The organism is Bacillus sp. AY18-3 (assembly GCF_008042305.1).
GTDB lineage: Bacteria > Bacillota > Bacilli > Bacillales > Bacillaceae_G > Bacillus_A > Bacillus_A wiedmannii.
The window spans coordinates 233032-250531 of record NZ_QKQR01000004.1; the positions used below are offsets into that span (position 1 = coordinate 233032).

The 17500-nt window shown below is 34.5% G+C and carries 17 protein-coding genes; 10 read left to right on the forward strand and 7 right to left on the reverse strand.

All coding sequences use genetic code 11. The annotated features are described in order from the left end of the window. Window positions 1–67: 67 nt before the first annotated feature. The gene (locus DM800_RS03775) at window positions 68–1105 is read left to right on the forward strand and encodes a DUF4003 domain-containing protein (RefSeq protein WP_098134280.1); all 1038 of its coding nucleotides are present in this window, start codon (window positions 68–70) and stop codon (window positions 1103–1105) included. A gap of 78 nt (window positions 1106–1183) precedes the next feature. On the opposite strand, the gene DM800_RS03780 is transcribed toward DM800_RS03775, so the two are convergent. Further along, on the reverse strand, window positions 1184–1948 hold the full coding sequence (locus tag DM800_RS03780) for a DUF817 domain-containing protein (RefSeq protein WP_147786440.1): 765 nt from the start codon (window positions 1946–1948) through the stop codon (window positions 1184–1186). A 275-nt stretch (window positions 1949–2223) separates the two neighbouring features. Between DM800_RS03780 and DM800_RS03785 the strand changes: the two genes are divergently transcribed. From DM800_RS03785 to DM800_RS03800, 4 genes are all read left to right on the forward strand, one after another. Then, the gene (locus DM800_RS03785) at window positions 2224–3258 is read left to right on the forward strand and encodes a FecCD family ABC transporter permease (protein ID WP_147786441.1); all 1035 of its coding nucleotides are present in this window, start codon (window positions 2224–2226) and stop codon (window positions 3256–3258) included. Then, window positions 3259–4275: a FecCD family ABC transporter permease gene (locus DM800_RS03790; RefSeq protein ID WP_147786442.1), complete on the forward strand. Its 1017-nt coding sequence runs from the start codon at window positions 3259–3261 to the stop codon at window positions 4273–4275. It abuts the gene before it with no gap. 21 nt (window positions 4276–4296) lie between these two features. Then, window positions 4297–5205 carry an iron-hydroxamate ABC transporter substrate-binding protein gene (locus tag DM800_RS03795; protein WP_147786443.1) on the forward strand — a complete coding sequence of 303 codons (909 nt, stop codon included), beginning with the start codon at window positions 4297–4299 and terminating at the stop codon, window positions 5203–5205. Window positions 5206–5421: 216 nt separating this feature from the next. Beyond that, the gene (locus tag DM800_RS03800) at window positions 5422–5973 is read left to right on the forward strand and encodes a GNAT family N-acetyltransferase (protein WP_147786444.1); all 552 of its coding nucleotides are present in this window, start codon (window positions 5422–5424) and stop codon (window positions 5971–5973) included. A 92-nt stretch (window positions 5974–6065) separates the two neighbouring features. Here the strand turns inward: DM800_RS03800 and DM800_RS29075 are convergent, their stop codons facing one another. The 3 genes from DM800_RS29075 to DM800_RS03810 are packed head-to-tail and all read right to left on the reverse strand — an operon-like array spanning window position 6066 to window position 9347. Then, on the reverse strand, window positions 6066–7364 hold the full coding sequence (locus DM800_RS29075; protein WP_179955663.1) for an ABC transporter permease subunit: 1299 nt from the start codon (window positions 7362–7364) through the stop codon (window positions 6066–6068). Window position 7365: 1 nt separating this feature from the next. Next, window positions 7366–8463 carry an ABC transporter permease gene (locus DM800_RS03805; RefSeq protein WP_147786445.1) on the reverse strand — a complete coding sequence of 366 codons (1098 nt, stop codon included), beginning with the start codon at window positions 8461–8463 and terminating at the stop codon, window positions 7366–7368. Next, window positions 8460–9347: an ABC transporter ATP-binding protein gene (locus DM800_RS03810; RefSeq protein ID WP_147786446.1), complete on the reverse strand. Its 888-nt coding sequence runs from the start codon at window positions 9345–9347 to the stop codon at window positions 8460–8462. The genes DM800_RS03805 and DM800_RS03810 overlap by 4 nt, the downstream gene beginning before the upstream one ends. 231 nt (window positions 9348–9578) lie before the next feature. On the opposite strand from DM800_RS03810, the gene DM800_RS03815 reads away from it, so the two are divergent. Continuing rightward, window positions 9579–9806: a coiled-coil domain-containing protein gene (locus DM800_RS03815; protein WP_001047302.1), complete on the forward strand. Its 228-nt coding sequence runs from the start codon at window positions 9579–9581 to the stop codon at window positions 9804–9806. A 172-nt stretch (window positions 9807–9978) separates the two neighbouring features. Here the strand turns inward: DM800_RS03815 and DM800_RS03820 are convergent, their stop codons facing one another. Next, the gene (locus tag DM800_RS03820) at window positions 9979–11304 is read right to left on the reverse strand and encodes an ArsB/NhaD family transporter (protein WP_147786447.1); all 1326 of its coding nucleotides are present in this window, start codon (window positions 11302–11304) and stop codon (window positions 9979–9981) included. Between the two features lie 262 nt (window positions 11305–11566). Between DM800_RS03820 and DM800_RS03825 the strand changes: the two genes are divergently transcribed. Further along, window positions 11567–11917 (forward strand): YojF family protein, encoded by a 351-nt coding sequence (locus DM800_RS03825; RefSeq protein WP_000407039.1) that lies wholly within the window; start codon window positions 11567–11569, stop codon window positions 11915–11917. A 15-nt stretch (window positions 11918–11932) separates the two neighbouring features. Beyond that, window positions 11933–12595 (forward strand): bacillithiol biosynthesis deacetylase BshB2, encoded by a 663-nt coding sequence (gene bshB2 / locus DM800_RS03830; RefSeq protein WP_088064103.1) that lies wholly within the window; start codon window positions 11933–11935, stop codon window positions 12593–12595. A gap of 260 nt (window positions 12596–12855) precedes the next feature. On the opposite strand, the gene DM800_RS03835 is transcribed toward bshB2, so the two are convergent. Both DM800_RS03835 and DM800_RS03840 read right to left on the reverse strand, forming a co-directional pair. Continuing rightward, complete coding sequence (locus DM800_RS03835; protein WP_000021272.1) at window positions 12856–13284, reverse strand: cytidine deaminase; 429 nt, start codon at window positions 13282–13284, stop codon at window positions 12856–12858. 108 nt (window positions 13285–13392) lie between these two features. Then, window positions 13393–13944, reverse strand: a complete 552-nt coding sequence (locus DM800_RS03840; protein WP_075311416.1) for a DUF5823 family protein — start codon at window positions 13942–13944, stop codon at window positions 13393–13395. Between the two features lie 362 nt (window positions 13945–14306). Between DM800_RS03840 and DM800_RS03845 the strand changes: the two genes are divergently transcribed. Next, on the forward strand, window positions 14307–15506 hold the full coding sequence (locus tag DM800_RS03845; protein WP_147786448.1) for a multidrug effflux MFS transporter: 1200 nt from the start codon (window positions 14307–14309) through the stop codon (window positions 15504–15506). Between the two features lie 578 nt (window positions 15507–16084). After that, on the forward strand, window positions 16085–17476 hold the full coding sequence (locus tag DM800_RS03850; RefSeq protein WP_137051622.1) for an amino acid permease: 1392 nt from the start codon (window positions 16085–16087) through the stop codon (window positions 17474–17476). The last annotated feature ends 24 nt before the right edge of the window (window positions 17477–17500 follow it).

Here is a 17500-nt window from a genome sequence, read left to right on the forward strand (position 1 = left end):
TATTATATTTGTTTTACATAATAGAAAAATATTGAAGAAAATACAGAAATAAGGTTGCGGAATCTATATGGTATATAAGTATAATAGTAGAGAAGAACTAGAAATAGGGGTGAATACTATGATTACATTAGAACAAAAGTTGGAGCAATACACACATACATATGGACAATTAAAGGGAGAGCTAAAATGGAAAACGAGTGATTCTCGAACAGGAATGATGATTGCTGCTATGTATACAGGTAGTGATAAATTGTTTGACCTTGGACGTTTTTTAGAAATTAGTAGTTATATTAAGAATCAGGTAGGGATGTTTTCATACTTGAAGTCTTATCATCGCTTTGTGGTGGCCGCAACTTTAGATATTCACTTTACAGATTATAAGAAAGCTTTTCGGAAGTTTTTAGATTTATACGAACAATTGGTTGCTGGTGGTTTTAGCCGAAGTATATTTACTTATCTCGCAGCAGCTGTGCTTTTAACAGAAGAAAATGAACAACATGGCACGCACATTCAGCGTTCGATGCAAGTATATAAACGTATGAAAGAGGATCATCTTTTTCTTACAGGTACGAATGATTATCCGCTTGCAGTTTTGTTAGCAGGACAATCAGAGAATGTAGAAACACTTATGGACCGTGTAGAACGTCTTTATCAGAAACTAGCGAAAGCTGGTTTGCGTAAAGGGAATGATCTTCAATTTTTAAGTCATATTCTTTCGCTAAAGAAGGATGTCCGTGAAGAAATGTTAGTTGCAACATGTACCAACATTTGGAGTTTGTTAAAACAAGAAAAGGTAAAAGTGAAACAGATGCATTATCCAGCAATCGGGCTACTAGCGTTACTTGAAGATGGAGAAAAAGAGGTTCATGCTATTAAAGCATTGATTGAAAAATTGCAGGGAGAGAAATTATTCCGTTGGCATACAGATGCGAATATTCTTATTGCTATTCAACTGTTCGTAAGTCAAAAAGGTGAGGAAAGTAAAGCTACCAACACAGGTTTACAAACTATGATAGAAGTCCTCATACAAGCACAACAGGCAGCTATGATGGCAACGATTGCCGCTTCATCTGCAGCAACCTCTTCTGCTAGTAGTAGCTCATAATGTGTAACTCCTTTAATAAGGAAGATAAAAAAGCCCATCACTCTCTAATGAGTGATGGGCTTTTTTACATAATCAGCATTATTTTTTCGACTCCTTCAAATGTTTGAGTTGTGTAACAATTATAATGCTAATAACAACGAGTAAAAACCACGAGCTAATTTTACTTAAGTGAACGAGATTCCACGCTTCCCGCTGATTTGGATATTGCCATGCTCCGAAAAATGTTGCGATGTTTTCCGCAATCCAAATGAAGAACCCGATAAGGAAAAATGAAAGAACGAGTGGCATTTTATATGTAACGCCTCGTAATGAAAATTCTACAAATGTCCGAAAGAAAACGATGAATAATAGTAAAGTTAATACCCATCTAAAGTCATATAGAAAATGATGTGTGAAAAAATTAAAGTAAATCATTGCTCCTAGAGGTATTGCAAAAATAGCCCTTGGCCAATGATGCATTTGTAAATGCAATCTTCTCCACGCTTGGCATATGTAACTGGCGACACTTGCATACATAAAACCACTGTAAAGTGGAACTCCAAAAATTTTTGAATACGCCTCTTCCGGATAACTCCACGAACCGAAATGTACTTTATATATTTCTAGTAAAAGCCCGATAAGGTGAAAAACAGTAATTACTTTTAGTTCGTCTTTTGTTTCAAGTCCAGTTTTGTACATAATCCACTGCATAAGAAGACATACGATGAGTATGAAATCGTAGCGGTATAACCCTGGGCTAGAAATGATTTTTGATAGGGCTAGTGTTAAGAAAATAACGACTGGGAATAAACAAGATAATGCTTGCTCGTAAGTGAAGTGTAGTAGTTGTTTTATATAGAACATTGTGTCACCTTCGATGTTTTTGTTGGAAAACTCAAAATAATGACTAAGTATACTACAATTTAAAAAATAAGCCAGTAGTTTATTTTTCATGTATTTGTAAGTTTTAGAAAGGAATTGTAATAAGTATTTTAATATTTAACGAAGTAAAAAAATAGTTTGCTATTTAAAAAAAGTGAGGATATAATATCTAAATGAAAATGATAATTATTATCAGTAATAATTATAAATTAAAAATAATTATAAAAAACAACTGCATATAAAGGATGAAATGAAACATGTTACATAAGTTTGCTGTACATGCTGGCAATAATCGCTGGATACATATTAAGTTCATATGTTTCATGAGCTTAACAATTTTATGTTTAATCGGATCTATATTTTTAGCTATTGCATTCGGTGCAAAGGATATCCATTTGCAAACCGTATGGGCAGCGGTTTTTGATTATAATCCGAAATTAACGCAGCACCAAATTATTTATGAATTAAGGCTCCCAAGGGTAATTGGCGCAGCAGTTGTAGGAGCAGCTTTTGCAGTCGCTGGTGCTGTAATGCAAGGGGTAACACGAAACCCTTTAGCTGATGCAGGTGTGCTTGGTATAAATGCAGGTGCGATGTTTGTAGTAGCACTTAGTTTTGCCTTTTTCCCGCATATGCCGTATTCCTATTTAATGATTGTTTCCTTTATTGGAGCGGTTTTAAGTACAGTACTCATTTTTATTATCGGATCAGCAACATCAGGCGGATTAACGCCAATGAGGTTAACGATTGCAGGGGCAGTTATGGCCGCACTTTTGCATTCGTTAAGTTCAGGTGTCGCGATTTATTATGACTTAAGTCAAGATTTAGCTTTTTGGTACGCTGGTGGTGTTGCAGGCGTTAAGTGGGAACACTTGAAATTTCTAGTTCCTATTATTCTCATAACAATTCTTTTTGCTACAGTGATAGGGCGGTCTATTTCACTCATATCAATGGGGGATGACGTCGCTACGAATCTAGGAGTAAAAACGAACCGAACGAGAATACTAGGGATGATTATAGTAGTCATTCTTGCCGGTGTATCTGTTTCAGCTGTTGGTTCCATTGGATTTGTAGGACTTGTTATTCCGCACATCGCTAGAAAATTAGTAGGTGTTAATTATCGGCTTATTATTCCTATGTCAGCATTATTAGGAGCTATGTTATTAGTTTTAGCTGATTTAGGAGCAAGAACAGTAAATCCTCCTAAAGAACTTGCGATAGGGATTATGGTAGCTCTTGTTGGAGTTCCGATCTTCCTCTATATAGCACGTAAAGTTGGGAGGGAGCTATAAGTGAAGGATCTTTTGAACACAGATAAAAAGAGAGCTATTACTGTAACTACAATTTTTGGTTGTATTAGTATCGCTGTCATTTTAATTAGTTTAAATACAGGGACACTGAGCATAGCGCCACTTAAAGTAATTCAAACACTTTTCGGTTATGGTGATTTTGAGAGCGCAACAGTGCTATACGATTATCGTATGCCAAGAATTATAATCACCATGTTAGCTGGTATTGGCCTTGGGATTTCCGGTGCGATTTTACAAGGATTATCACGTAATGCACTTGCAGACCCTGGTATTTTAGGATTACATTCAGGTGCATCTTTCGGGCTAATTATATTCGTTACTTTCTTTCATTCTATTAATGAGAATGCATCGATTTTAATACCGTTATTTACATTTGGTGGGGGAATACTAGCTGCATTTTTAATTATTATACTTGCGAGTGATCGATCAAAAGGTTTACTTCCTATTAGACTTATTCTCGTTGGTATTGCTGTTTCAGCTGGCTTTAGTGCGATTTCGTTATTTTTCTCCCTCAAGTTAAATGATGAGACGTATACATTCGCTTCTAGATGGTTAGTTGGTAACGTGTGGGGAAGGGATTGGATTCATGTCCTAGCATTATTACCTTGGATTTGCATACTAACCCCGTATGCATGGCTAAAATCTAAAACGTTAAATGCATTGTCACTAGGTGATAGTGTGGCAGCGGGACTTGGTGTTTCTGTTCAAAAAGAACGGTTACTCCTTTTAGCTACAGCGGTTGGATTATCTTGCGCGAGTGTATCGATGGCAGGAGGGATTGGTTTTATCGGTTTAGTTGCTCCGCATATTGCAAGAAAGTTAGTAGGTACTACGTATCAACATTTCCTTCCACTAGCTGGCATTATCGGAATGATTGTTTTAGTACTAGCAGATACGATAGGTCGTTCTATATTCGAGCCAAATTCTATTCCAGCTGGTGTAGTAGTGGCAGCTTTAGGAGCACCGTATTTTCTTTATTTACTTACAAAAACAAAATAAATACTTCAAAGAGGAGAACATATGAAAAAGAAACTTACTATTTTATTTAGCATGATGTGTATTTTAGTATTAGCAGCATGTGGTCAAACGAAATCTAATGAAGAGGCAACGAAAAAAACTGAAAAAAGTAATGAGCCGAAAATCGCTTCTATGTCCATTCATTTAACGAATAATTTACTGGCATTAGGAATTACACCTGTAGGCTCCGTTATTGGTGGAGATTTAAAAGATTTCTTACCGCATGCAAAAGAGCAGTTGAAAGATACGAAGAAACTTGGTGTTGTAACGGATCCGAATATGGAAGCATTACTTCAATTGAAGCCAACTGACATTTATGTGGATGAAAAATACGCGGGCAAAGATTTAGCGAAATACGAAAAAATTGCAAAAACACATTCTTTCAATTTAGATGAAGGTACGTGGAGAGATCAGTTAAAACAAGTTGGTAAACTTGTAAACCGTGAGAAAGAAGCGGATACATATATTCAAGATTACGAAGAGCAATCAAAACGAGTAAAAAGTTTAATAGATAAAGAATTAGGTAATAACGAAAAAGTAATGGCAATTCGTGTTACTGCAAAAGAATTACGTGTATTTAGTACGAAAAGACCGATGGGACCAATTTTATTCCAAGACTTAGGATTACAACCTGCAAATGGTGTAGAGAAAATTGATGGAAATCGTCCTTTCGAAGTCATTTCACAAGAAGTATTACCTGACTTTGATGCAGATGCTATTTTCGTTGTTGTAAATAGAGACGATAAGGCAAAAGCTGCATTTAAACAACTTCAAGAAACACCAATTTGGAAAGACTTAAAAGCTGTTAAAGGAAAGCACGTATACATTATTAATGACCAACCATGGGTTGACTACTCTGCTTTAGGTAACAAAATGGCAATGGATGAAGCAGAGAAAATGTTTACGAAATAATATCGATTCGTCGTTAGGAAGATCCTCTAAATTTTGAGGGTCTTTTTTATTGTTAGAATAAATAAAAAATTATACAATGAATGTAATTTAATGCAGAGGAGATGTGCCAATGTTAGCGCTTATTGTAAGTATCCCATTTAAAAAACAGTTTATGGAACAAGGGGATAAATAGGCTGAAATAAGTATCCCCGTTATTTAATAAAGGGGGAGTTTGAAATGACAATGAATCTTTTTCGAAATAAAACGATTAAATTATCAGCTATGAGAGAAGCAGACGCTGAATTAATGGCTAAATGGCAAGAAGATAGTGAGTATTTAAGAAACGTCGATACAGATATAGCATTTCCGCAATCGTTACATGAAATAGCGAGTGATGGGCTATTAAAGGGACGAAGATCGAATAGTGTTTCTTTTATGGTAAGGACAGTTCAAGATGATCACTTAATTGGTTTTGTTGCAATTCATGGCATAGAGTGGAATAACAGAATGGGTTTATTAGCCATTGGTATAGGAGATGCAAATGATAGAGGGAAGGGATATGGAAGAGAAGCAATCCATCTTATCTTAAAATATGCTTTCTATGAATTGAATTTGCACCGCGTCGGTCTGGATGTTATTTCTTATAATAAAGCTGCTATTGAGTTGTATAAAAAAATGGGTTTTCAGATAGAAGGCTGTATGAGAGAAGCGGTGCAAAGAGATGGGAAGTGTTTTGATCGTATCATTATGGGGATATTAAGGGATGAATGGATAGGGCTGCAAAAATAAAAGTAATGGTAACAAGTTAATTATTCATACTATGAATAATTGAATAGAAAGGAAAACTAGGTAGGTACTAGTTTTCCTTTTTATTTTTAGTTCTAATTATATGTTCTTTTGAATAGTTTGTATCCTGCGAATAAAAGAGTACAGCCTAAGAAAAATGTTAACATAATCCCATTTGAAAGATTAATAGAAGGATTAAAAACTAAAGTCGCTGTTTCGCCAGTTAGAACACTGTGAATATTCACGTAAGTAAATGGATCGTAAGGAGAAGAGAAACTTTTCATTCCGATAAAAGTTATAATACCTACAAGAGACGTTGTAATACTTAGGCTTTTTAGTAAAAGCGATGAAATATAGTAAAAGGAATATAGAAAAAATGTGAGTACAACAGTTAGTATTAATACTTGTCCGAAGTAATTTTTCAAAGTGATAAAGTGAAATTGATCTTTAATGGGATTTAAACTATTATACTCACTGCCAAATGGATTAGGCTCTGATCCTTCGTATACAAGGACTGGATAATCAAAATTTCCTATTCCTTTCGTGAAATAGCTACATAACAAGGGAATGAGTAGCATTAGTAAAACGAAAACAAGTGTAGAAAGGAATCCACTAAAATACTTTGTTATAAATAATGATTTTCGTTCAATAGGCAAAGTATAGTAAAAGTGCAAACCACGCTTCTTATTATTCATTTCAGAAGAGATATTGTTTCCAAAAATAAAGCATCCCAATAAAATGAGTATCGGTATATAGTAGTACTGGATTATTTGGTATAAAAATAAAGAGCCAGTTGTGCCATAACGCATAGTGCTCTTTTTCCAATATTCTAAGGCACTACCTGTAAATTGATCGTAAATTGTAAATAGATAGGGTGTATAAATGGTATGTTGAATGAATGGTTCAGCTTTATTTTTTTTCAGTAATAATAATTCTTCCAACGTTGCCCGTGCTGTAAATAAGGAAATATATTGTTTCTCAATTGCGTGAGGGAAAGAGTTAGAGCCTTTTGAGCTCTTAAACATAAATTGTAAATGATTTATATTTTCTTCATATATGTCTTGCCAATGACCTTGAGAATAGTTCGTAATCCATTTGTTCTTCTTTGAAAGAGATTGCTGAGATTCTTGAATAGCTAATTTATTTTCTGTGATTTTTTCAATATCGCCATTCTGTTCAGCTTCAATCTTTTGTAATTCTAGCTCTTTTAAAACCTGTTGCGAAATGTTAACACCATTTTGTGCAAATGATAAATGCCCGCGCTGGATATCTTCCGCGACAGAATAATTCAAGAAATATAAACTGCTAATGAAAAAAATAGAGGTTAGTACTGCAATCCATGTTGTTTTTTTCTTGAAATATTTTTTGAATTCAAATTGGAAGAGTTGTTTCATATTACACACCCCGCTTTCGATTCATGCATATGGCACATAGTAAGAGCAAAAATGTACTTCCAATTAACACCACTGCACCTAATGGATAATATCCATTATTATCTAAAATGACGTGATCTATTTGTTGATAGGAAAGGGGAGATAGAAACGGATTAAAGCCGATTTTTGATAAAATGAAACCACTGCTCAAAATAAAAGTGAGAATTAAATATGTAACAAGAGTATTTCTTATCCAAAATCCAATGAGCACTAATAAGGAAATGGCTACAGTGGAATAACATAGACTGTAAGTGAGAGCTGTTTTTAAGTATGTACCTGAACTAATAATAGTTTCTGTTTTTGTGAAAAGCGGGTAATTAAAAATATTACCGGTAGATTTTCCGAATATTATTGGTAGTATATAAGACAGTGAAAATACTAGTAAAATCCATAGGAGACTAACAACAAGTAAACTGAAAAATTTTATTAAGATATAGTGAGTACGAGAAATAGGTAAAGTATAGGCTAGCTTAATCGTATGGTCTTCAAATTCTTTTGTAATGACTGTACCTAGTAAGAGTAGTAAAATAAGAAATCCTGGGGCATTGAGTAGTAGTGAAATTACTTTTTTCATAAATGGAGATGGTTGAATGGAAAGGTCAAGGTCTTCTTTTGGCAAACCTTGTTGTAATAAGTTTTCATTCAGTTGAATTGCTTTTTTCATATCTTTTTCGCTGGCTGAGAAACCTCCTTCTACTTGTTCAAAGCGCATAGCTAATTCATACACTTTCATTTCAGTCTGTAATTCATTTTTCCACTTGTTTTCTTTTACTTCTTGTATAAGTTGATTTAAATTTTTTAATAGCGGAAGTCCAATCTCTAATCGAGATTCAATTTTTGCATTAGGTCCTTTTTTTAATGTCTCTTTATCTCCTGTAACTTGATTAGAAACTTCTGTTTCATATTTAGAAAATAATTCAATTTTGTTTATTTTGACTACTTCTTGTTTAAACGTATTATGAAGAAATAACCCGCAGATGATTAGCATAGTAGCAATGATTAAAGTAAAGAGAATATTAGAGTAGAGCATTTTTTTTAGTTGGAATAGAAATATTTTCATGTCGTATCACCACATACATTAAATACTTCTTCATATCTTTTTTCAGAACCGATAACTTCTTTTTGAATATCAATAATATTAATGTTATGAGAATAAAATAGATTAATAAGGTCTTGGATGGTGTGGTGCTCTAATTGGATTCGAAGGCCTTTCTTAGTTAACGCTGCTTGTACGTTTTCTTGTAATAAAACGTGTTGTGCATGTTTTAAATTTGAAAATAAGAAGTGATAATAAATTTTTTCGTACTTTCTCATATCCTCTTCTATTAATTTACCGTCTTTTAAAAAAAGAATCTTCTTTGTAACACGGTCAATTTCTGATAAATTATGAGAAGAAAGAATGATTGTTGTACCTTCTTCTACTAAGCGTAATAAAATATTCCTCATTAGTATCGCACTAGTTGGATCCAAACCATTCAGAGGTTCATCAAGGAACATAAGCTTTGGTTTGTTTAAGATTGCCATAGCTAAGAGAAGGTGTTGTTTCATACCTAAGGAGTAATCTTTAACTTTCCTCTTCGCATAACTTTCCATTCCTACATATTTTACAACTTCATTCATGCGTTCTTTTGAAAGTTTTTGCACATCACAAATGAATGTAAGATGGTCGTAGCCATTTAAATAGTCATATAGTACAGAATTGTCCTGTAAAAAAGAAACGTCTGTAAACACAGAAACATCTTTGTTAGATTTCCCGATCAATTCAATATTTCCAGATGTAGCTGGCAAAAGGTTGGTAACTACATTTAAAAAAGTAGTTTTACCAACACCGTTAGGACCAACTAAAGCCCAAATTCCTGGGGAGTTGATGGTGAGGTTAATGCCATCTAATATTTTTTTATGTTTGTAACTTTTGGATAAATTATTGATAGATAGAATAGTCAACTAGAATTCCTCCCTTTTAATGAATTGGTATAAAATGTAATTGTGTAATTAATTATAACTGAAAATTCAGATTTATAAAGAGGTATAGTTATAAATTTAAGCTTTTTTCTAAATCGCATTCTTAAATCAATTATATGAATAATTTAGAAATGAGACTGTGAAGAAAGGAAAAAGAGTACTTGTTGGAGAATTTTTACAATGTGTCGATTAGAGAAAAAGGAGTCATGCAAAATGAATTTAGAAAAAGCAAAACCAGTAAATGAAGAAGTCGCTGAATTAAAGGAACTAATTAAAGAATTACACGGAAGTGTACATCAACTGCAAAGTGAAGTGCAGCAACTAAGGCACGAAAGACCGGTTGTTGAAGTAAGAAAAGGTGTTCAATTATCGCCAGCAATCGTTGGACAAATTGGTGGTATGATATTAGGTGGGTTAGCAATTATCGGTATATTTTGGTGAACGAAAAAAAGGTATGCAATTTAGAGTTGCATACCTTTTTCGTTGTCGTTATTTGTCGGTAAATCGATATTCTCTGTCGAATCGTCGATATACTTAGAAAATCGTTGATATATTCGAAGAAACGATCGATATATTTTAAAAATCGTCGATATAATTTCACGCACTACAACTTTTACATTAAATAACGTAAATATATGTAAGCATGTGATAACAATAGCGCAATAATTGTTAACGGTAAACCAATTTTTAAGAAGTCCATATACGAGAAAGCATGTCCTTCACGTTTTGCAATACCAGCAACGACTACGTTTGCGGATGCTCCGATTAATGTTCCGTTTCCTCCTAAGCAAGCTCCAAGTGATAACGCCCACCATAGTACTTCGATTTGCGGAGAGTCGACAGATAATCCGATTCCTGTAGCTAAATCTTGAATAAGCGGGATCATCGTTGCGACAAAGGGGATATTGTCAATTGTCGCAGATGCGATGCCTGATACCCACAAGATAAGTATCGCAGCGAAACCGATATCGCCATTTGTTACGTCGAGTACTTCTTTTGCGAGTGAAGAAATAAGTCCGATATCAATTAACCCGCCAACGAGAACGAATAGCCCGGCGAAGAAGAAAATGGTTACCCATTCAACGTGGGCAAATACATCTTCAATATCATGTTCTTTTACGCCAATTAGCATAAGAAGTGTAGCGCCTGTCATCGCGATAACGGCAGCGTCTACATGAATTATAGAATGAAGTACAAAGCCTAAAATAGTTAGTCCTAAAATTGAAATGGATTTTAAAAGGAGGCTTTGATCTTTAATATAATCTTTTTCGTTCAATGCCATTAATATTTTAATTTGCTCAGGTGTTGTTTTTAGTTTGTTACGATACATAAAGTAAATAATACCAAGTGTAACGATAGAGATAATGATTACGATTGGAGCTAAGTTCAGTAAAAAGGCATTAAAGTCTAAATGTTTGTTTGCTGATCCAATCATAATGTTAGGGGGGTCACCGATTAATGTTGCTGTTCCGCCTATATTTGAAAATAGCACTTCTGAAATCAAATAAGGGACAGGGTTTACTTTTAAAATACGTGTAATGGACAGTGTAACAGGTACGATTAATAAAACGGTCGTTACGTTGTCCAAAAATGCTGATCCTACAGCAGTTAATAGGGATAGTAATAATAAAATGCGGATTGGTTTTCCGCCAGCTGCTTTTGCCGCTTTAATGGCCACAAATTCAAATACGCCTGATTGACTCGTAATATGTACGAGAATCATCATCCCAATTAAAAGGGTGATTGTTTCCCATTGAATATGTGATGTGAAAGCAGTATGTAAATCTACAACTCCAAAAATAATCATAATAGCAGCACCGAATAGTGCGATTACAGCACGATTCAATTTCTCAGAAATAATAAATCCGTACGTGATTAAAAATACGGCAATTGCAAAATAATATTGCCAATTTGCTACTTCATGTGCTGATTGTTCCAATCATGTCACCTTCTTTAAAGTATGTATTCAATTGTCGAAATGTATCTCGCTGCATTAATACGGGATAAAATATATTGTAGCAAATTCAAAAAAGAAAGAAAACTATTTAACAAAGTGAAGGAAAAAATATGATTTTTACATATCATATAAAAAATATAAAAAACACAGTGCAAATTATTAGGAAAAGTGGGCGTTGTCCTCTAATATAGAGATAGCAATTTACATTATTTTTGCGTAAAATGGTTTAAAGAGGTGAATTCCGATGGAAATAGTAAAAGATAGTTCTCTTATTCAAAATGAAATTGAACGTTTTGTAAATAAAGATGTATATATTCATTTAGAAACAACGAACGGAGCGTATGCGTCACACTTTAATGAAAAGATGATGACGGTTGGTGCATTCATTCGAAATGCAATTATTCGCTTTGAGCGCGGGAAGATTACTGGAACGAATCCATACCGAGTTGGTTTGAAAATGGATCATGGCTGGGTATATGCAGAAGGTATTACGCACTGGGAAGTAGACGATAAAGAGCGTTTATTACTTGCAGGGCATGATAATCAAGGTCGCTTAGCAGTTGCACTTGAGTTAAGCTTAACGCCATTTAAGTAAGAAGGAGGGAAACTTATGGAGAGACATGTACTTGTTGTATTTCCGCATCCAGATGACGAAGCATTTGCGGCGGGAGGAACAATTCGCTTATTAACAGATCAAGGAGTACCTGTAACGTATGCATGTGGTACTTTAGGACAAATGGGACGTAACATGGGGAAAAACGTATTCGCTAACCGTGAAACGATTCCAAATATCCGTGAAAAAGAATTAAAAGATGCATGTGAAGCGATGGGAATTCAAGATTTAAGAATGCTTGGTTTCCATGATAAAACGTTAGAATTTGAAGATGTTGATTTCGTTGCAGATAAAATTGAAGCAATCATTCAAGAAGTAAATCCATCTCGAATTATTACATTTTATCCAGAGCACGGCGTACATCCAGATCATGATGCATTTGGCCGCGCAGTTGTTCGCGCTGTATCACGTATGCAAAAAGAAGAGCGTCCAGTCATTCATGCCGTTGCGATTACGAGAAATCGCGAAGCTGTATTAGGTGAGCCGGATGTTGTAAATAATATTAGTGAAGTATTCGAGCATAAATTAGCTGCACTAGGTGCGCATCGTTCACAAACAGAAGCGATGTTAGAAGAAACACACGTGAAAATCAAAAACAAAGATGCAGCAACATTAAAATGGCTGCAACTGGAACAATTTTGGACTTATAAATGGGAGTAGGCTAGAAGGGGACCTTCTAGTAGCTCTTACATAGAAAAAGCACCGTCATTTGGACGGTGCTTTTTTAGTGAATAACTTTTAATTTCCGCTATTTGCGAGCAGATTTCACTTTATCCCGCATTAACGGGCAGTAAGCCTACCACCTGGAAATTCAGAAAAAGCAAAGAAGGTAGGTGGAGGCGGACTGCCCGTAAAAGCCCGATTGGTTCAACTAATAATCAGTGGGGATGAACAAAACCCACACTGATTAAAGTTTCACTTTATCTTGTGCTCCATTCTTTTGTAAATTCATCATGGTATGCTTCGCTCCAATGGTATGGCTGCAACTCTTTTAACGGTTTGAAAATGATATCTTGTTTAGAATTTGTAATGGCGCATAGTACTTCTGGTCCCCAATAAAATAAACGTTCTTGGCATACACCACAAGGTGATAATACTTTTAATTCAGAATGCTCATTTTCCCTTGCAAGACAAATAGAATGTGTAACTTTCTTATGAAATTTATGTGCTTCTAAAATTGCACCTGTTTCCATACAAAGTTCTGTTGAAGCGTTTATTACGTCAGGGGCCACACTTGTATAAATGGATCCATCTTCTACACGGATTGCTGCAGCTCCGCCCCAATTATGTGGATATCTTTGGTCAATTAAATTTTTCACTGCATCATATAATTGTTGTTCAATGCTCAATTGTAGTTCCTCATTTCTACGTAATTTTTCATTCAATGACTATGTTATTTTTTTAGTAATACCGTTAAAAAAGAATAGACATCTAATTTCACACTATGGATGTAAGAATTACTCTTCATCTGCATACTTATCTTCTAAAGAAATTAATAGAGTAATTAACCCGAGTACTACAATAATTAAAGTGGTTATAAAAGATTTAGAAAGAGAAAAAGAACCTGCAATGAAAGGTGATAAAAACTTGAATGAAAGTATACTAGCTAGTAAGGACACTACTAAAATGGTAAAAAGAGCTACATTTTTATTACTAATAGATGATTGTAAAAAGTCTTTAATAAAGCCAATAGAGACAAATATAGTTAGTATGATAAGGGAAATAAAATAATGTGTTACATTTGTCATACTAATAGTAGGATCGTCTATTATGTAGGCAAGTAACTTAGATATTAACATACCACCAAATAATAGAATGATAAAAGCGAGTAACTCTGTTGACATATAAGTGCTAAAATTGACTTTCTTTTTAAAGAGCTTATAGCTTAGTGTAGCCTGGATTATTTGCATGATAAAAAGAGCGATAATCCACACATAATAGACAATTGGTAATTCTCCTGAGAATAGAGAAATTAGGAAATTTATTACTGTCCTTAAAATTTCAATCATTACGAAAGGCCTCCTGTTTGCAAGCTTTACGACATTAAAAATGCTGGTCTATCGCTTGATAATTAGAACTATTAATTCAAACTATTTCTAATTATTCCATAAAAAGGTGGTAGCTTCAAGTTATCTTTTTAACAAAGCTTCCAAGGCTCAACACTAGAAAAAGAAACGCAATATGTAATATAATTGAAAAAGTATATATTAAAATCAATGTTAATATTACCCTCCTATAAGTATTAACATACGTAATTGAGGTGTTTTCTTTGTTGTTTTATGATCGAATTTCTATAATGGCCCCTCCTGTTCCGTAGCTTAGGAAAGTCTTTTATTTCTGAGATTTTCAAAGTTATAGGAGGGTATGAAAAATGAAAAAAGTCTCAGTACCATCAATTTTGTTAATGATTATTCTTGTCGCATTTCCGCAAATTAGTGAAACGATTTACACACCGTCTTTACCTGACATTTCAAAGGCGTTACACGTAAGTAATAATGAGGTACAGTTAACACTTAGTGTGTATTTTGCTGGATTTGCTTTAGGTGTATTTTTTATTGGATGGTTATCAGATATAATTGGCCGTCGCCCGGCAATGTTATTTGGAATTGTCGTATATGGCGTTGGGAGTTTCTTATGCTTTATTGCAAATTCCATTGAAGTTTTATTGCTAAGTCGTTTTATTCAAGCGTTTGGAGCAAGTGCTGGCTCTGTTGTTACACAAACGATTCTTCGTGAAAGTGTAGAAGGGCATAAGAGGCATGTTATGTTTGCTCAAATCTCGGCAGTCATTGCTTTTACACCAGCGATAGGGCCGTTAATTGGTGGTTTTCTTGATCAAATGTTTGGATTTAAAACCGTATTTTTAAGTTTAGTAGTTATGAGTATCGGGATTTTTCTGTATACGTTTGTTTCCCTTCCCGAAACAAAAACGGACTCAGTAACGAATAAAATAAATGTATTTTCTGTTTTAAAACGGTTAATTACAAATCCGAAAGTAGTAACATATGGGTTATTAATTGGAGGAGCGAATGGTGTTTTATTTAGCTATTATGCAGAAGCGCCGTTTATCTTTATTGAATACTTTCAGTTATCGCCTAGTATGTATGGACTTCTAGGAATTGTTGTTGCTTCCGCTTCTATTATTGGAGCGAAAGTTTCAAAACGATTGCTTGCCACGTATAAACCAGAGAAGATCATATATATCGGTTGTCTTGTAATGACAGGAGGAGCTATCCTTTTATCTGTTATTACGTTTGTTGGATCAAATCCGAATGTAATATATATGATTGTATTTTTAGTAGCGATGTTTATATTGCTATTAGGAATTGGGATAGCGTTACCTAACTGTTTAAGTTTAGCATTAGTAGATTTTCAAGATGTCATTGGTACAGCCGGAGCTTTGTTTAGCTTAGGGTACTATGTCATTGTAACGATAACAATTTGGGGAATGAGTCAGCTGCATACGGGCTCGTTACTCGTGATGCCACTTTATTTTCTGGCTATTGTAGTTATCATGATGGTGTTTACTAAAGTGTTTATTTTAGGGAAACAAACTTCAAAAATGATTTAAATATGAAATGGTAAAAGGGTCTCATTAAAAATGAGACCCTTTTATATTTTATCCTGCTGTTTTGAGGCAGTAAGATTCCTACCTCAAAATTGGGCTGGACTAAAGAACTTAGTAGTTTATTAATATATTAAATTTCTGGTTGGTATATGAATCGGACGTGTGGGGAATTACGTTAACTATTATAAAGATTGAAGTACATGAGATGTGAAACTGAGGAAGGAATACTCTCCTCGGTTATTTATATTGTAATAATATTCATGCCGGAATCATATTGAATAGATGTATTTTATTGTTAATTTAGTTAAAAATTAATTAGACTTATGTATAATAATTTATTGAAAAAATAATTGAACTTTTCAGATAAATGAATTAATATAAGGTAAGTAATTTTAAGATTTATAGAATATTGGAAGGTGAAAGGTTTTGAGAATTTTGTAAGAGGCAAAAAACGATTTTAGGATAGCTTTAAAGCTAGTGTAAAATGACGTTTGCTTCATCATTTTCAGGGCCGAAAGGAATTAGGGGAAAGCATCTTGTTTTAAAATGCGGCTATGAATCATCTAAGAGGGGGAAGTGAAGTGGCAAACAAAGAATTGAAAAGGGGTTTAGAAGCACGTCATATTCAAATGATTGCTTTAGGCGGAACGATTGGTGTTGGCTTGTTTATGGGATCAGCCAGCACAATTAAATGGACAGGTCCATCAGTAATGCTTGCGTATGCAATTGCAGGTATTTTTATCTTCTTCATTATGCGTGCGATGGGTGAAATGTTGTATATGGAGCCGAGTACAGGCTCATTTGCGACGTTCGGTCATAAGTATATTCATCCGTTAGCTGGTTATATGACAGCGTGGAGTAACTGGTTCCAGTGGGTTATCGTTGGGATGTCAGAAATTATTGCGGTTGGGGCATATATGCAATATTGGTTCCCGGACTTACCAGCTTGGATACCAGGTGTAATCGCGATGGTTATTCTTGGCGCAGCTAACTTAATTTCTGTTAAGTCATTTGGTGAATTTGAATTTTGGTTTGCGATGATAAAAATCGTTACGATTCTATTAATGATTATTGCGGGATTTGGACTTATTTTCTTTGGAATTGGTAACGGTGGAGAAGCGATTGGCATATCTAATCTTTGGTCAAATGGCGGTTTCTTTACAGGTGGTTTTTCAGGATTCTTCTTTGCATTATCACTTGTAGTTGGTGCATACCAAGGTGTGGAATTAATTGGTATTACTGCTGGTGAAGCGAAAAACCCGAAGAAGACACTTACAAGAGCGATTCAAAGTACAATTTGGCGTATTTTAATTTTCTATATTGGTGCTATTTTCGTTATTGTAACTGTATATCCGTGGGATCAATTAAGTACAATTGGTAGTCCGTTCGTAGCAACTTTTGCGAAGGTTGGTATTACGGCAGCAGCTGGACTTATTAACTTCGTTGTTATTACAGCGGCAATGTCGGGTTGTAATAGTGGTATTTATAGTGCGGGCCGTATGCTTTATACGTTAGGTGTAAATGGACAAGCGCCGAAATATTTCACGAAACTTTCTGGAAATGGTGTACCTTTATTCGGTACAGTTGGCGTAATTATCGGTTTAGCGGTTGGTGTTGTTTTAAGTTATATCGCACCGAAAAACTTATTCGTATATGTATATAGTGCGAGCGTACTTCCTGGTATGGTACCATGGTTCGTCATTTTAATTAGTCAAATTAATTTTAGAAAAGAAAAGGGAGCAGAGATGAAAGATCATCCGTTCAAAATGCCATTTGCTCCTGTTACAAACTATTTGACAATTGCCTTTTTAATTATGGTATTAATCGGAATGTGGTTTAACGATGATACACGTATTTCATTAGTTGTAGGTATTGTTTTCTTAGCTATCGTCACAATTAGTTTCTATGCTTTCGGAATAGGGAAACGACCTCCGTTAGATGTTCAAAATGATCAAGAGATTTCAAGTAAATAAAGAAAGTAAAAAATCCGATTTCTC

Bases quoted from the DNA above. Each gene is read 5' to 3' on its own strand.
- DM800_RS03800 (WP_147786444.1), top strand. From the start codon at position 5,422: ATGACAATGAATCTTTTTCGAAATAAAACGATTAAATTATCAGCTATG.
- DM800_RS03845 (WP_147786448.1), top strand. From the start codon at position 14,307: ATGAAAAAAGTCTCAGTACCATCAATTTTGTTAATGATTATTCTTGTC.
- DM800_RS03815 (WP_001047302.1), top strand. From the start codon at position 9,579: ATGAATTTAGAAAAAGCAAAACCAGTAAATGAAGAAGTCGCTGAATTA.
- DM800_RS03825 (WP_000407039.1), top strand. From the start codon at position 11,567: ATGGAAATAGTAAAAGATAGTTCTCTTATTCAAAATGAAATTGAACGT.
- DM800_RS03775 (WP_098134280.1), top strand. From the start codon at position 68: ATGGTATATAAGTATAATAGTAGAGAAGAACTAGAAATAGGGGTGAAT.
- DM800_RS29075 (WP_179955663.1), bottom strand. From the start codon at position 7,364: ATGAAACAACTCTTCCAATTTGAATTCAAAAAATATTTCAAGAAAAAA.
- DM800_RS03795 (WP_147786443.1), top strand. From the start codon at position 4,297: ATGAAAAAGAAACTTACTATTTTATTTAGCATGATGTGTATTTTAGTA.
- bshB2 (WP_088064103.1), top strand. From the start codon at position 11,933: ATGGAGAGACATGTACTTGTTGTATTTCCGCATCCAGATGACGAAGCA.
- DM800_RS03805 (WP_147786445.1), bottom strand. From the start codon at position 8,463: ATGAAAATATTTCTATTCCAACTAAAAAAAATGCTCTACTCTAATATT.
- DM800_RS03780 (WP_147786440.1), bottom strand. From the start codon at position 1,948: ATGTTCTATATAAAACAACTACTACACTTCACTTACGAGCAAGCATTA.
- DM800_RS03785 (WP_147786441.1), top strand. From the start codon at position 2,224: ATGTTACATAAGTTTGCTGTACATGCTGGCAATAATCGCTGGATACAT.
- DM800_RS03840 (WP_075311416.1), bottom strand. From the start codon at position 13,944: ATGATTGAAATTTTAAGGACAGTAATAAATTTCCTAATTTCTCTATTC.